10 protein-coding genes are annotated in these 14,698 nt (G+C 50.6%); all 10 read right to left on the bottom strand.

Annotation, left to right across the window (positions count from 1 at the left end):
- Positions 1 to 5: 5 nt before the first annotated feature.
- The 10 genes from cspE to pqqU all read right to left on the bottom strand — a co-directional run bounded on the left by cspE (position 6) and on the right by pqqU (position 14,683).
- Positions 6 to 218, bottom strand: a complete 213-nt coding sequence (gene cspE / locus SC206_RS14615) for a transcription antiterminator/RNA stability regulator CspE (protein WP_332738152.1) — start codon at positions 216 to 218, stop codon at positions 6 to 8.
- A 250-nt stretch (positions 219 to 468) separates the two neighbouring features.
- A complete protein-coding gene (locus tag SC206_RS14610) occupies positions 469 to 1,290 on the bottom strand; it encodes a DUF2076 domain-containing protein (RefSeq protein WP_332738151.1) in 822 nt (273 codons plus the stop codon).
- A gap of 130 nt (positions 1,291 to 1,420) precedes the next feature.
- Positions 1,421 to 2,548, bottom strand: a complete 1,128-nt coding sequence (locus SC206_RS14605) for an ABC transporter substrate-binding protein (RefSeq protein WP_332738259.1) — start codon at positions 2,546 to 2,548, stop codon at positions 1,421 to 1,423.
- Between the two features lie 64 nt (positions 2,549 to 2,612).
- A complete protein-coding gene (locus SC206_RS14600; protein ID WP_332738150.1) occupies positions 2,613 to 4,688 on the bottom strand; it encodes a prolyl oligopeptidase family serine peptidase in 2,076 nt (691 codons plus the stop codon).
- A 102-nt stretch (positions 4,689 to 4,790) separates the two neighbouring features.
- Entirely contained in the window at positions 4,791 to 5,804 is a 1,014-nt protein-coding gene (locus SC206_RS14595; protein ID WP_332738149.1) for a Ppx/GppA phosphatase family protein, read from the bottom strand.
- Positions 5,805 to 5,832: 28 nt separating this feature from the next.
- Positions 5,833 to 6,498 (bottom strand): DUF1345 domain-containing protein, encoded by a 666-nt coding sequence (locus SC206_RS14590; protein ID WP_332738148.1) that lies wholly within the window; start codon positions 6,496 to 6,498, stop codon positions 5,833 to 5,835.
- A gap of 163 nt (positions 6,499 to 6,661) precedes the next feature.
- The gene (locus tag SC206_RS14585; protein WP_332738147.1) at positions 6,662 to 8,113 is read right to left on the bottom strand and encodes a hypothetical protein; all 1,452 of its coding nucleotides are present in this window, start codon (positions 8,111 to 8,113) and stop codon (positions 6,662 to 6,664) included.
- 71 nt (positions 8,114 to 8,184) lie between these two features.
- Positions 8,185 to 9,702 carry a hypothetical protein gene (locus SC206_RS14580; RefSeq protein ID WP_332738146.1) on the bottom strand — a complete coding sequence of 506 codons (1,518 nt, stop codon included), beginning with the start codon at positions 9,700 to 9,702 and terminating at the stop codon, positions 8,185 to 8,187.
- 191 nt (positions 9,703 to 9,893) lie between these two features.
- The gene (locus tag SC206_RS14575; protein ID WP_332738145.1) at positions 9,894 to 12,293 is read right to left on the bottom strand and encodes a glucose/quinate/shikimate family membrane-bound PQQ-dependent dehydrogenase; all 2,400 of its coding nucleotides are present in this window, start codon (positions 12,291 to 12,293) and stop codon (positions 9,894 to 9,896) included.
- Positions 12,294 to 12,568: 275 nt separating this feature from the next.
- Positions 12,569 to 14,683, bottom strand: coding sequence for a TonB-dependent receptor PqqU (gene pqqU / locus SC206_RS14570; protein ID WP_442976095.1), 2,115 nt, complete (start codon positions 14,681 to 14,683; stop codon positions 12,569 to 12,571).
- Positions 14,684 to 14,698: the final 15 nt, after the last annotated feature.

Genomic DNA, 14,698 nt, shown 5'->3' with positions numbered 1-14,698 from the left:
TAAAGTTAGATAGCGGTGACGTTAGCAGCCGATGGGCCTTTGGCACCACTTGTGATTTCGAACTCTACACGCTGGCCTTCAGCAAGGGTTTTAAAACCTTGGCTAGCGATAGCGGAGAAATGAACGAAAACATCTTTGGAGCCATCTTCAGGGGTAATGAAACCAAAACCTTTCGATTCATTGAACCACTTAACGCTACCTTTAATCTTATTAGACATCTACTTACCTTAACGTGATTGGAAGACACAAAAAGTGTGTCACTTACAGTACAGCAATAGATTCAGGTTTTGTCCAGAATCTCGATCGCAATAATCGATAGAGCTCTCACTCTTCGCCTTACTTCTTCCGTTAATGCGAACCCGTGTTAATAGGTTCCTCCGTTAAAAGCTTTCAATAACCCCTTTCAGTAACAAACAAGGTTCAATCACAAACAAGGTTCAATGCCGATTTATTCCTAACGCGACACGCTTAGAAGAAGGAGTCGTCGTCGTCGTTATTATTGTCGCCGCCGAAGAAACTGTCATCGGAATCGTTCAGGAAACCGGAGTAGGTGTTGTCCTGACTGTTGTCATTGCCGGCATTGTTGTCGACTGAATGACTGTCGCTGGCGTTGTTAAACACCGGATTATCCCAGGAATTATCGCCGCTCAGCAGAGGATCGGTAGCCGGATTAAAGTTTTCGGTCACATTATTGTCTTCAACAATGTTAACGATTTCCTGTGGCTGGCTGTGGTGGAACATGCCAGTCAGCATATCCGCCAGCATCACACCGCCCGCTACGCCCGCGGCCGTTTTCAGTGCGCCGCCAATAAAGCCGGAGCCAATCGGAGCAGACGCCGCTGGAGCCTGCTGATAGTTTGGCTGATAACCCGGCTGCTGCTGACCGTTATTATTTTGCGAGGTATTGTTCCACGGATTACTGTTTTGAGTTCCCGGGATCGGGCCGCTGCCGCTATTTTGTTGAGGCTGGCTGTTTTGCTGTGACTGATTATTGCTGCCGCCGCCAAAGAGTCCCGCCAGAAAACCGGTGCTCTGCGGCTTGCTGTTCTGTACCTGATTTTGCAGCTGCGCGTTCTGCTGCTGCAACTCTTGCACCTGCGCATTCAGGCGCTTCAAGGCCGCTTCCTGAATAATCATCGCCTGCGACATATAATAAGGCGCGGAAGGCTGCTTGCTCACGTAAGACTGGATGAGGCGCTCGGCTTCGGCGTCGCGCGGTGCAGTATTGGATTCGGCCTGTTGCAGACGGCTGAAAAGCCCTTCAATCAAACGCTGTTCTTCGGAATGCATAAATCACCTTCTCACTGTATGTTCTGGCATGCGAAAGCATGACCATGTTGACACTCACACTAATACAAATAGTTTCATCTATGAATTAACTGAGTGTCAACAAATGTGACCGGCGTAAAGAACTGTACGCTTACTTCTTCGGCTGCCAGCCAAAGATAAACGGTGCGTCATGCAAGTCTGTGAATTGCTTGATAATCTGATGATAGGTTTGCGCCGGATCCAGCGTCGTAAACTGCTGCGGATAGATAAATTTCGCCAGATATTCCATGCCGACAATGTTGTACGGATGGTTGTAGAACTGATGATAAACGCCGTAAACCCGCCCCTGTTCAACCGCAGGCACTTGCGCGACGCCGGTGCGTGAGGTCAACACTTGGGCTTCCTTATCGACTTCAGCCTGCGACGCGGCGTAGCCAAACGGCATCATGGTAGTCTGGCCTTTGCCGGTGTGTTTTGAGCCAGAGAAAATGTAGACGTCAGGTTTCATGCTGATGACTTTTTCCAGCGAGACTTCGCCAGACGCGCCCGGCAGCAGCGCAGAGCCAATATTTTTAGCACCGACGGCTTCGATAAGCTTGCCCCAACCCGCCTCGCCGTGGGTAAAGCAGCAGGAGTCGGAGCGACCCGCCAGAGGTTCGATAAACACGTTCGGACGCTGTTTGATGCTCGCGATAGCCTGCTGAATCTTCTGATAATGCTGGGTGTAGAATGCGCTGTAAGCTTCGGCATTCTTCTCCTGATTCAACACCTTACCCAGCAGCTCGATGCTTGGCGCAGTATCTTTGGCCGGATCGTCGTTGTAATCGATAAACAGCACCGGCACGTGCAGCGCGTTAAGTTTGTCGATAACGCCAGCCTGTTGAAGAGAGGTTTTGGCACGCAGCTGGGCGATCATCAGGTCTGGTTTTTTGGCAATCACCGTTTCTAAATCAACCTGTCCCTTGTCGCTAAAGCCCATATCCAGAATCTTCGCCGACTCCGGCCATTTGTTTTTTAGCAGATCCCATGTTCCTGCGTCGGTAGTTTTCAGCAGGTTATTCCAGGCCACCACGCGTTTAAACGGATTGCTTTTATCCAGCACCGCGAGCGAAAGCATGTCGCGCCCGTCCTGCACGATGACGCGCTGCGGTTCGCTTTGGAAGGTGATTTTCTGGCCCGAAATATCCGTGACGGTCAGCGGATAAGTGGTCGCAACAGCGGCAAACGAGCTCGCCAGCAAACCCGCCACCGCAAGGGTGCGGGTGGCGTTGTTAAGCAAAATATTGTTCAAAATACCTTTCCATTTAGTCAGTTAACTATCTTGTCGATTATCGATAATAAATTTATTTTTCAGCCAGATAGCTCCATAGAAACTCGCTCACCAGCGCACGTTTGAAAGCACCCTGCGCTTTGTCTGCCGCCGCGCTGTGGCCGCCTTCGGTGTTCTCGTAGAAATAGACGTTTTCAATGCCCAGCTGCTGCATTTTTGCCGCCATTTTGCGCGCGTGGCCGGGGCCAACTCTATCGTCACTGGTGGCCGTGGTAAACAGCACGGGCGGATAGGTTTTTAGCGCGTCAATATTATGATAAGGCGAGAATTTTTGGATATATTCCCACTCTTCGGGCTTCTGCGGGTCGCCATATTCGGCAATCCACGAGGCACCCGCCGATATCTGCGTGTAGCGCTGCATGTCGAGCAGCGGTACTTCACAGACTATCGCGCCAAACAGTTCTGGATAGAGCGTCAGCATGTTGCCTACCAACAGGCCGCCGTTGCTGCCACCCTGCGCGGCAAGGTGCGCTGGAGAGGTAATCTTCCGAGCAATCAAGTCTTTAGCGACGGAAGAAAAATCCTCATAGGCGCGTAAACGCTGCTCTTTTAACGCCGCCTGATGCCAGCGCGGACCGTATTCGCCGCCGCCGCGAATATTGGCGATCACCATCACGCCGCCGCGCTCCAGCCATGACGGACCGGCCACGCCGAGATAATAAGGATCGAGCGAAATCTGGAACCCGCCGTAGCCATAAAGCAGGGTAGGATTAGTGCCGTCGAGCTCGATATCGTTACGCGAAATCACGAAATAAGGCACCCGCGTGCCGTCATCGGAGGTCACAAAGTGCTGCGCCACCTGATAATGCGAGGCCTCAAAATGGCTCGGCGCCTGTTTGAGGATCTCCACCTGTGTGCCCTGCTCAGCCTGATCGCCGTCACCCAGCACGCCGTAATAAAGCGAGGTAGGTTGCAGGAATCCGGTGACGGTCATAAAGAATTCGTTGGTCTCTTCGTCGATGCCCGAAGCGCTGATTTTACTCAGCTCCGGTGCGTCGCCCAGCCCCTGACGGCTCCAATTTCCGACTTGCGGTTTCAGCACTTCAAGCCGATTTACCACGTCATCCATGATGCTGAGGATCAGGTAATCGCGGGTCATCGAATAATTCGACAGCGTAGTGGTCGCCTGCGGCGTAAACAGCGTGGTGAACTGGCGCGTTCCGGCCATAAACTCATTAAAATCAGCGGCAAGCAGAGTACCGGACGGATAAGTTTCACCCGCGACCGTCCATTCGCTGGAGAGGAAAATCAGCAGCCACTGCTTCCAGGTGCCGAAACGGGCGTCCTGCGGAATCGCTACCGGCAGCAACCCCTGTTGCTCATCCAGCAGGAACACTTCGCGATGGTAAAAATCGATAGTTCGCCCCACAAAATTGCGCTCGAAGCCCGGCGTGTTGTCATGCACCATAATCACCGACATGTCGGTTTTTTCAGTGGTGAACTGCGTTTCGGCGCTTTCGATCGGCGTGCCGCGCTGCCAGATTTTGGCAATTCGCGGATATCCAGAGGTGGTCATCGAATCTGGGCCGAGATCGGGCGCGACCAGCACGCGATCGCGATCGATCCAGGTCATGCGGCTTTTAGCGGCCGGTAAATTAAAACCGTCTTCAACGAATGTGCAAGTCGTAAGGTCAAACTCGCGAATAGCCGATGCGTCGCCGCCGTCGGGAGAAAGGTGTAATAATCCGCGATCGTAATCTGGCGTTAAGGTTTGGATGCCGTAATAAACCCAGTCAATGCCCTCTTTCGCGCCCAGCGCGTCAATGTCGAGCACCGATTCCCATTCCGGCGCGTCGCTGCGATAAGAGTCAAAGCTGGTGCGACGCAGCAGGCCGCGCGGATTTTTTTCATCCTGCCAAAAGTTGTAAAAATAGTCGCGGCACTTATAAACCATCGGAATTTGCGTCGGGGAATTAAGGCAGTCGAGCACGTCGCCGCGTATCGCCTCAAAACGATCGCTGTCGGCAAATTCGCGGCGCGTTTGCTGACTTTGCTGGCTGGCCCAATCGACGGCAACCTCGCCCTTGATCTCTTCAAGCCAGATGAAATCGTCGGCAATTTCCTGTGGCTGCGGTTTTTCAATAGACATAAACGTGCTCCTGCGTGTTTAAGCGACAACAATTAAAGCGAAGCATAATTGCTTAATCGACAATAGTTTAGGCGGCCTCTAGCGGGCCACAAGAACGGACCCTTATTGCAACAAAATTCCCTGAATCAGGTTTGCCTTTACGAGGGTAACCGTCGAAATATTTAACGCCTGCATAAAGCCTTCAACCAGCAACAAATTGGTTACGTCGGTAGCGCGATACTCGCCCGTTAATTGAGCATCACTCAGATTAACTTTATCTTTAGCGACCCGCTGGAGATCGGCGATGCTGTACTGATTATTTATCGGTTTAAGCTGATCTTTAATCGAATAACCATGCACGCCTCCAATGCCGATCACCCGCTTATTTTTCGTCGCCTGCATAATTGCCGGATTAACGTGAGTACGTGCATAGAAATTGACGAGACGTAAAATTTCGTCGGCCAGCGGCGCAACTGGATTCGGTGAGTTGACCTGTTTGAGGTCTTTATTCATCAGCACCTCAATAACCAAATCTTTCAGGCTGACGGAGGCCAGTTTTCCCTGATAAATCTCTGCGGTTTCCCTGCCATTATTAAGATTGTAAGTTGTCATCTGCATCGACCCGCCGCCGATATCCCACACCAGCAAATCGGTATCTTTAATCGCGGGATCGTTTAACGCCGCCTTGGCCGAGATAAAGCCCAGCTCGGCTTCCTGCGCCTGTGAAATTACCCGCAGCGAAACGTGGGCCTGCCGATTGAATTGTTTAATCACTTCGGGGCCGTTGGCAGCGGTTCTAAATACCGCCGTTGCGACGCCGGTAATACGGGTCGGATGATATTTACGCGCCTGCTCAACCAGCTGTTTTAATGCTTCGATGCCCTGCTGCTGTATTGCCGGACTCAGCTGATTATTAGCCGACTCGGCCAAATCTTCATTAAAACCGATCGGCTTATCCTGTGAAAACAGCACTTTGCCCAAGGTGTTGGTGCACACGTTGACTTCGCTGACCTGAATTTTAGTGGTGCCCGATCCCATATCTATCCCGGCACGCACTTCATTGCAGCTTTTTGCCCACGTCGAATTGATTGAAGCCATAAACAGCATCGCGACGGCGAGTTTTATCTTATTGTTCATTGATTCCCTGCCCCTGATAAATGCCTGTTTAACTCATCAGCCCTGCGCCGACGTTAATAGACAAGCCTAAAATAGCCAAATTAAAAATAAAGGAGAGCACGGCCTGCAACAGCGTTAATCGTCGCACAGCGGTATTTCCGGTACCGACGTCGGCCGTTTGCGCCGCGACGGCAATGGTGAAGGAAAAATAGGCAAAATCCCAGTATTCGGGTAATTCAATTTTGTCCGGAAACAGTAACACCTTTTTCTTATCGTCATTATTCAGATAATGGGTATGCGCGTAATGCATGGTAAAAGCGGTCGGCAATAGAAACCACGAGACAATAAGCGTAGAGGCCGTCAGCGCAATATGAACCGCCTTGGCAGTCCCGGCGAGCTGTTTGACGGTACCCAGCTCAAGGAAAATTGCCATCATGCTGACCAGGCAGGTAATACAGACCAGCGTCAGCACGGTAGCCGCGCTTTCGTCCTGACCGCGGGCTTTGGAGGCAATATTTTTCGCGGGGGTACTGATCATTTCCCACCATAAAAAAATCAGGTAAAACCACGCCATCACATTCCAGCTAATCAGCAGCCGCTGCGCAATAGATTGCTTGTCGGGTAAGAGGAAATAGCTGACAACGCCGAGAAACAGCGCCACCAGCAGGCGTGGCCGGTTATGGTAATAGTGTTTGAAAGGTGCCAGAAATTTCATTTGTTGCCGTTTTTTAGCAGGTTGGAGTTAGCTTAACTGTAGACGGCAAAAAGTAATGTTGAAGCAGATAAGGTGCGAATGTGGGCAACCGTGCTTGGCTGCCCTATTTTTATGATTAAATGAGGAGATCTTATTTTTCCGAGAGGGAGGGATCGTTCATCTACTAACTGTTAGACGCTTCAATGATACTGTCATCTGAGAGAGCAACATTGCTACTTTCAATGATGCGCTGGCTTTGACTTGTGGTACTTGCTTCCAGACTTGCACTCTTATTTATTTCCTTATTCTTCAAAATTTTTGTGCGAGAAGCTTTAAATTTGACTGTAGGTTCAGGATATTTTATTTCTGATTTTGGTACTTCTGGTGTTTGTAATTTGATACGAAGTAACTGAGCCTCTACCTTTTCTTCTCTCATTTTTTGTTTTCTACTTATCTTTCTTGTCCCCGCAGCATTAATTGCTTCATAGCGAGACTGAAGATGATCAAGACTCGATTCATTATGGCTCAGAATGCCTCTTAAATAAGGCAAAGGATTATCATTAACCCTCTCTACGCTTGAAGTAATAGTTTGTGCAGGAACAATTACCGGCTCGATGACCTTAGGTGAGATATCGTAAGAAATCGTCGCCTGGCTGTCATCAGTTAACATTTCATCTTCAAAAGGAGAAAATGGATTTGACTCATCATTATTAATATAGGCTTGAGGATTTAGTCCTGAATTTTTTTCTAAGGAATAATCACCCTGCTCTAATGCCTCATTAATTTGTCGGTCAATATTCGAATCAATGCTCATAGGCGAAGCCATGCTTTCAGGTGAAGCCATGCTTTCAGGTGAAGCTATATTTTCAGGTGAAGCTATATTTTCAGGAGAAGCAGTGTTTTCAGGAGAGGTGATAGGCGAAGTAATAGGTAAGTAAGGCGCGGATGAAACAGCCTTTTCCCGCACGCCATAATATGACTCTCTCAATTTCGCGCTATTCTCCTGTTCGATTTTACGCCTGACATTACCCTCACCGATTAATGAAAAAATATTGGCAACAGAAGGTCTAACATTATTTCTTAATTCGCCCATTGAGGCATTAACCGCTACGAGCGCGGCGGTGGCAAGTAAATTGGGAGATTGTCGGCGACTAGCATGCTCATAAGCAAGTTGATCGACCCGCCTTTGGTGATCTATGTCAGCCTGATGGAGGTTATCTTTTAGGGCATTACTTTGTGCCGCAAGATGGGCAGCCTTCAATCCAGCTGTTGTTAAGAATAAATCGGCAACCTTAAGACCGTGCTGGCGTTTTTGTGCTGCAATTTGCTTATCTATACTGTCTATTAAACTCGCTTGCGCATTAAACTTTTCCTTTTTCTCAATATACTGAGCATGTGCTTTAGCATCATTTTGCTGTATCCGCTGTATCTGCGCCTCGCTAATTGGGGGCAATTCATTTATTTTTGAAGTATTTCTTGCAATGAGGTTATAGAGATACTGTTGCTGCTCAACCGGATTCTTCTTTCTTTTCTGAAATGGAAGATTTAAGCTTTGCCATAGTGAAGGTCGTTTATCTAAACCTACCTCATGCAAATTTTGCATCGCTGAATAATAAGTGATGCTTGGCTCTTCCAATTGTACATTATAATTTTTATTCGCTAATATTTCACTCGCCTGATGTGTGGTAATTATTGCAAAGGTTTTACCTAGCTTTTCAGCTCGTCCATGAAAATTATTACTGACCGAGTAATCTTGATGACAGGGCGGTCTGCAACGTACTTTTCATTTAAAAATTCATATATTTTAGCTTGAATAAGCTTATCGTAACTTAACTCTCTCAACAGATCGGTACTTTTCAAGCCTGCCGGTAAATGTAGAACCAGAGGCAAGGTATTAACAAATCGCAGGCCAAGCTCATGATTTGAAAAAAGTGTCCGAAAAACATCCTGTTTAGCGCTATAATTTTTCGCTAACGCATATAAAAGCGCATTAGTCGTTTCAAACATCACCACCGCGCCCATTCTTGCTGCCTGCTCACTTAATACGCCAATAACCGCAAAGTGCATAATTCTATTTTCGTCAATCCAATCCACTAACCTTGCCGGATTATTTTCTCTCTCATGACGAAGCTGCGTTAATAATGCTGGCAACCTCTCAGGCTCCGCTGACCAAATTATTTTTTGTATCCGTCCCTTTTTGGCAGCAGGGGCAGAATCTTCCAGAGAAATTGAGCTGACTGAACTGGAAAGCGATCGGTTATCTTCTGGCGTAGCATTAACGCGCGTTATCCGGGTAGTTAATCGTGGATCAACCCAACCAGAAGGCCCTGCAACAGGTTGCGGAGATTGTGGGTTTTGCTGCGAAGCGGGTGAACTTATCGGGGTATTATTCGCATACTCAATAGCAGAAATATCTAGTGCCTGCTGTTGGATATTAAAAGAGAGAGTCGGGACTGGTGCTGCGCTGCTTTTATTTATTTTTTTATTTTTTTGAGTTTGCGAAATAGTACGAAACTTCCCTACTTTTTCACTACATATAACAGAGCAATCCGCAGCATCGAGTTTATAAGTCTGCATTAGTCTATTTCCCCAAGCTTTTAAAGACTCACCTTGCTGTCTTTTCGCTTGTGGCTTTTTAAGTACCTCTTCAACTTTTGATGTCGCGGCTTGAAATTCGGGGTGATCGAGTAATGAGGATCTTGGGGCTTTCGACACGGCTACATAGTCATCACTATTAAAACCCGGCATCTCCCGTCTCAACCGTCTGCCGTATTCAATTTTGGTTTCATTCTCATTGCGAGGGATTTCCGCGAGGAGCTTCATACCGGCGGTGGGTTTTCTTAATTCAGTAATATGAACTAATGTGCTCCTATCAATCTTTGCTGCAAGCGCGAGCTGATCTCTGGGAATATCACTTCCGCCGGGTGCCCGATAAAGTTCAATCGCATAACTTGAACCTCGCTGATTTTCTTTTCGTGGTGTCGCCGCCATGGCTGCGCGGGTTTGTTGAGTGAGTCCATTTTCATCAACAGCTTGTTCTCTCAACGCTGTAAGTTGTGCCCATTTATTAAAAGGCACATTTTGCCGAGGCACGGAGGCGGGTTGCGTAGAAATGTTAGATACCGTTGCGATGGGGGGAATAGCAAGGAGAGTAGGCGGGAGGGTAATTAAATTGCGACTTGGGGAAGAGATAGGATCCCTGGGTAAAATAAATTGATTATTCATACGTCATTCTCGAGGAAGTGTCATTATGATCAACACTCCTTTAGGTGATAAAGGGCAATCACAGTAACGAGAAGATTAAGAATAAACTCTAACTTATCAATCATTTAAATAAATAAAAAAAGGGCCACTCATTAACGAGTAGCCCTTCTTGATAACTTAACTCATCGCAGCCAAAGCCGCCGTTAAGTTAATTATTTTTTAGCGTCATCTGGCAGTGCGTAAGCCACGATGTAGTCACCCAGCTTGGTGCCGAATGAACCGTGACCGCCTGCTGCAATAACCACGTACTGCTTGCCGTTTACTTCATAAGTCATCGGCGTAGCCTGACCGCCCGCTGGCAGACGAGCCTGCCACAGTTGGTCGCCGTTGCTCATGTTGAACGCGCGCAGGTAGTTATCTGCGGTGGCTGCGATGAAGAATACGTTACCCGCGGTTGAGGTTGGCGCACCCAGCATTGGCATCCCCATTTTGAATGGCAATGGCACAGGTGAGCTGTCACGCACGGTACCGATACGTTTTTTCCACACGATATCGTTGGTTTTCAGATCAACACCGGAGATGTAGCCCCAAGATGGCTGCTTACATGGGAAGCCCAGTGGTGACAGGAACGCATTCAGTTCAACGCCGTAAGGCACGCCGTACTGTGGCTGGATACCAGACTCGGTACCGCTACCGCCCGCATCATCTTTTGGCGGCTGCATTGGGTTGCCCGGACCACGTGGCACCAGTTTAGAGGTAAATGGCAGTGCGATCGGGTTGGCAATAGCCACCTGACGATCGGTGTCTACCGAAATACCGCCCCACTCGAACATCCCAAGGTTACCCGGGAATACCAGCGTGCCCTGCTCTGAAGGAGGCGTGAACGTCCCTTCATAACGCAGACGGTGGAACATCACACGACACATCAGCTGGTCGTAGATGGTTGCGCCCCACATGTCCGCGCCGGTCAGCTTGGCGGATGGACGGAAAGTCAGGTCAGAGAATGGCTGAGTCGGAGACGTGTGGTCGCCTTTGGCCGCGCCCTGTGGCACAGGTTTTTCCGGAGCCGGAACAACCAGCTTGCCGTCACGACGATCCAGAACAAAGATATTACCGGTTTTGGTTGGCACATAAATAACCGGAACTTTGTTGCCGTTCTTGTCATTGATGTCCGCCAGCGTTGGCTGAGCCGGTACGTCCATGTCCCACAGGTCGTGGTGCACGGTTTGATAGTTCCACACCAGCTTACCGGTGGTCGCATTCAGCGCCAGCAGGCTGCTCGCATAACGCTCGGACTCTGGCGTACGATTGCCACCCCAGATGTCTGGCGTTTGCACGCCCATCGGCAGGTAAACGATATCCAGATTCGCGTCATAGGCAGCAGGTGCCCATGAGTTTGGCGAGTTAGGCGTATAGTTTTCGCCTTCGCCCGGGATCTTGTTCGGGTCTTTGGCACCTGAATCGAAGGCCCACAGCAGTTTACCGGTGTTCACGTCGAAGCCACGGATAACGCCTGACGGCTCCGTAGTCGAGTAGTTATCGGTAATCGCGCCCGCCATGATGATCACACTTTTGGTGATGATTGGCGGTGAAGTTGGCTCGTAATGACCCGCAACTGGGTAAGGCATGTTGCTTTGCAGGTTCAGCTCGCCGTTGTTGCCGAACTCAGGGCAACGTGCACCTGTTTCAGCATCCAGCGCGAACATACGACCGTCGTTCACTGGCAAGATTACGCGGCGAGAACAGAGGGCCGGAGCCGCACCGTTGGTCGCGTTGCTCTCTGCGGCAGCTGGAGTTTCATAGTAAGAAACGCCACGGCAGGTCACGTGCTGGAAGGTTGGATTCTGCTTCAGCTGTGGATCAAATACCCACTTCTGCTTGCCGGTCGCGGCATCCAGCGCGAACAGTTTCTGGTGTGGCGTACACAGATAAAGGGTGTCGCGGATTTTAATCGGCGTCACTTCATCGGTGATTTCACCCGGATCGTTGGCAGTTTTCACATCGCCAGTCTGGAAGGACCAGGCTTGTTTCAGCTCGCCGACGTTTTTGTCGTTGATCTGCTTCAGAGGCGAGTAACGGGTACCGCCCTGAGTACGGCCATACGCAGGCCAGTCGCCGTCGGCAACGCCTGGGGTAGACTGTACCGGTGCGTTATCCGCAGCAGGCAAGGTGCCATTGATTTCCTGCGGATCGTTGAATACTGAATAAACCAGTACCGCCACGGTGAACAGCAGAGAAACAGCCAGCGCACCGCGTGCGAAGGCGTTCTTGACGCTCATGTGGTTGTAAACGATAGGCAGCAGGATCCACAGACCGAGGAAGAAGGTCACGTCAAGACGCGGCGTCAGCGCCCAGAAGTCGGACCCAACTTCCCACAGGCCCCAAATAGTGGTTGCCAGCAGGTAGACGGCGTACAGCAGCAAGGCTGATGCGCGACGACGATAAAGTAAAAATGCCGTTACCAGCAGCACGACACCGGCGATGATGTAATAGAGGGAGCCCCCCATTGTCGCCAGCCAGATACCGCCGGCCAGTAAATATATTCCGCTCAACGCGGCGAACAAAGCGGTGATTATTACGACGATGCGCGATAACGAAGCTTTAGTTGTCATATGGTTAACCTTACAAGATTTTCATTGTCTTCGATCTCGCCTTCTAAAGGAGATCTTAAAAACATTCGGCGTAATACGGAATGTCCTTCCTCGGGCAAGCCAAACTGTTAACTCTCAAGCCTAATAATATAGCCAGATTTTAACGTTCGCCCTGCACTCGGTTCTTTGAAGGCTCTTTTCCTATTCCCTGGCGAGAGCCTGTGTCTGGTTTTTCAGCCTTGCTGTTTTTCGTAAACAGCAAGGAAACGGCGTAAAAGCGGCTAATCTTTCGGCAATTATTCGAAAGTATAGGTAAGGGTTGCGCCGCCACCCCAATTTCTTCCAGGAGCCGGTTCGAAGTAGCGCCCGTTGCTTTCATTCACGATGACCGAACCGACATAATGGCGGTCGAATAAGTTGTCGACGCGAGTGAACAGATCCAGCGACCAGTTGCTGCGCCAGTTCAAACGATAACCCGCGTTGGCGCTGACAATGGTGTAGGCCGGAGCCTGCGCCGTGTTGTCGTCGTTGGCCTGAATGTCGCTCATGTAGCGAATATCAGTGCCCGCGTGGAAACCTTCCGGCGGCGCCCAACCCAATGAAGCATAGGCAGAATTTCGTGCAATGCCAGGCAGCTTGTTGCCCGCTGGCGTCACGTCGGCCGCGCTGCAGCTCGAGGTGCCGCAAACGTCATTGCGATAGGTGGCGTCGAGCAGTGTCCACGCCATGCGCAGACGCCAGTCGGAGGCAAACTGCTGGTCGAGAGAGAGCTCAAGCCCGCGGCGACGGGTTTTACCGGCGTTCACGTAGCTGGTTCGACCGCCGCTGCTGGTCGCCACGGCCAAATCATTGTCGGTATCGGTTTGGAACACCGCCGCCGTCAGCAATCCGTAGCCAATTCGGGTCTTGCTGCCGAATTCAACCGTGTTGCTGGTCGATGGTTTAAGATTGATATTCAGACCCGACGCGCCATCCGGACGATAAGAGAGCTGGTTGATGGTCGGCGTTTCAAAGCCGCGGCCGGCGGAGGCATAAAGGTTCCACGCAGGCGTTAAGGCGTAGCTTAACGATCCCATCGGCAGCGCTTTGTGATAACGGGTGCTGCCGCTGTCGTCGCCGTTACCCTGCGTGATGTAATAATCTTTGGAGTCGAAGCTGACGGTGCTGTAGCGCACGCCCGCATCCAGCGTCCAGCGCGGCGTCAATTTCCAGCTGGTTTGCAGGTACGGATCGAGATTCCACATCGTGTTCTTTTCATTACGACGCTGATCGCCCTTCACGCCGTATTCGGTATAACCATCAACAACGTTATAGTTCTCAAACCCCTGACGACGTTCGGTCATGGTTTCATAGTCCAGCCCGCCGATTACCGTAAACGGCACCGAGCCAATCTGATCGTTGTGCGTCCAGCGCGTATCGATGCCCTGATAACGACGTTCGAGCACGATAACGCCACCGGAATGCGCCGGATTAAGCTGCGCAGACAGGGGAATCGACTGGTACTGCGTGGTGTGGCGCTCACCTTTATAGGTCATGATCGAGAGCTGATCGTTGTCCGTCATTTCGCGCTGATAGCGCAGCCCGACCTGCGTCTGGTCGATAGATTTGTTGGTATTGTACTGATCCGCGCGCGGTGACTGGCTCGGATTGGCCTTCCATTCTGATTCAGTCAACCCGCCCGGATCGCCTGCATCGACGGAAACGCTGTTAAACATCAGCGTCAGCGTGCTGCGATCGTCAAGACGCACGCCCAGCTTGCCGTTACCCAGATTTTTACGCGCCGAACTGTGGTCACGGAAACCCTGCGTAGTAAAACGAGAGGCAGAAATCTCGTAATTTACATCGCCCGCGTGGGTGCCATCGCCCGTTGCGCCGGAGGCTTTTACGCTGTTACGAAACGAGCCGTAGCTGCCGAAATAGGTGCCGGCCGTCAGCGTGGTCGGTTGTGTTCCGCTTTGCGTTTCGACATTCACTACCCCGCCCGAGGCGTTGCCGTAAAGGGCCGAGAAAGGTCCGCGCAGAACTTCAATTTTATCAACCGAGCTTAAATCGATGTTCGAGGTCTGGCCCTGCCCGTCTGGCATGGTGGCCGGAATGCCGTCGACATAAATACGCACGCCGCTCACGCCGTAGGTTGAGCTACTGCCAAAGCCGCGCACGGATAACTGTAAATCTTGTGAATAGTTCTGACGATTTTGCACCTGCAAACCCGGCACGGCGGTCAGACTTTCAGAAAGGTTAACCTGCGGCTTGCTGTCACGAACGTCGTCACCATTAACGATGCTGACGGCGGCGGGCGTGTCGAGCTCGGAGAGACCGTTGTTCTGCTGTTTAATGATCAGCAGCGTATTGTCCTCGGAGGTGTCGGACTTAACTTTTTTATCCGCAGCAGCGGGTTGCTCGGCAGCCATCGCAAGGCTGGCCGT

This window comes from Rouxiella sp. T17, assembly GCF_036663475.1.
Taxonomy (GTDB): domain Bacteria; phylum Pseudomonadota; class Gammaproteobacteria; order Enterobacterales; family Enterobacteriaceae; genus Rouxiella.
The sequence above is the reverse complement of the archived record's forward strand: the minus strand, read 5'-3'. Positions and strand labels throughout refer to the sequence as shown.

Excerpts from the sequence above, each read along its gene's own strand:
- cspE (WP_332738152.1), bottom strand. The coding sequence starts at position 218 with ATGTCTAATAAGATTAAAGGTAGCGTTAAGTGGTTCAATGAATCGAAA.
- SC206_RS14600 (WP_332738150.1), bottom strand. The coding sequence starts at position 4,688 with ATGTCTATTGAAAAACCGCAGCCACAGGAAATTGCCGACGATTTCATC.
- SC206_RS14610 (WP_332738151.1), bottom strand. The coding sequence starts at position 1,290 with ATGCATTCCGAAGAACAGCGTTTGATTGAAGGGCTTTTCAGCCGTCTG.
- SC206_RS14580 (WP_332738146.1), bottom strand. The coding sequence starts at position 9,702 with ATGAATAATCAATTTATTTTACCCAGGGATCCTATCTCTTCCCCAAGT.
- pqqU (WP_442976095.1), bottom strand. The coding sequence starts at position 14,683 with ATGGCTGCCGAGCAACCCGCTGCTGCGGATAAAAAAGTTAAGTCCGAC.
- SC206_RS14575 (WP_332738145.1), bottom strand. The coding sequence starts at position 12,293 with ATGACAACTAAAGCTTCGTTATCGCGCATCGTCGTAATAATCACCGCT.
- SC206_RS14590 (WP_332738148.1), bottom strand. The coding sequence starts at position 6,498 with ATGAAATTTCTGGCACCTTTCAAACACTATTACCATAACCGGCCACGC.
- SC206_RS14595 (WP_332738149.1), bottom strand. The coding sequence starts at position 5,804 with ATGAACAATAAGATAAAACTCGCCGTCGCGATGCTGTTTATGGCTTCA.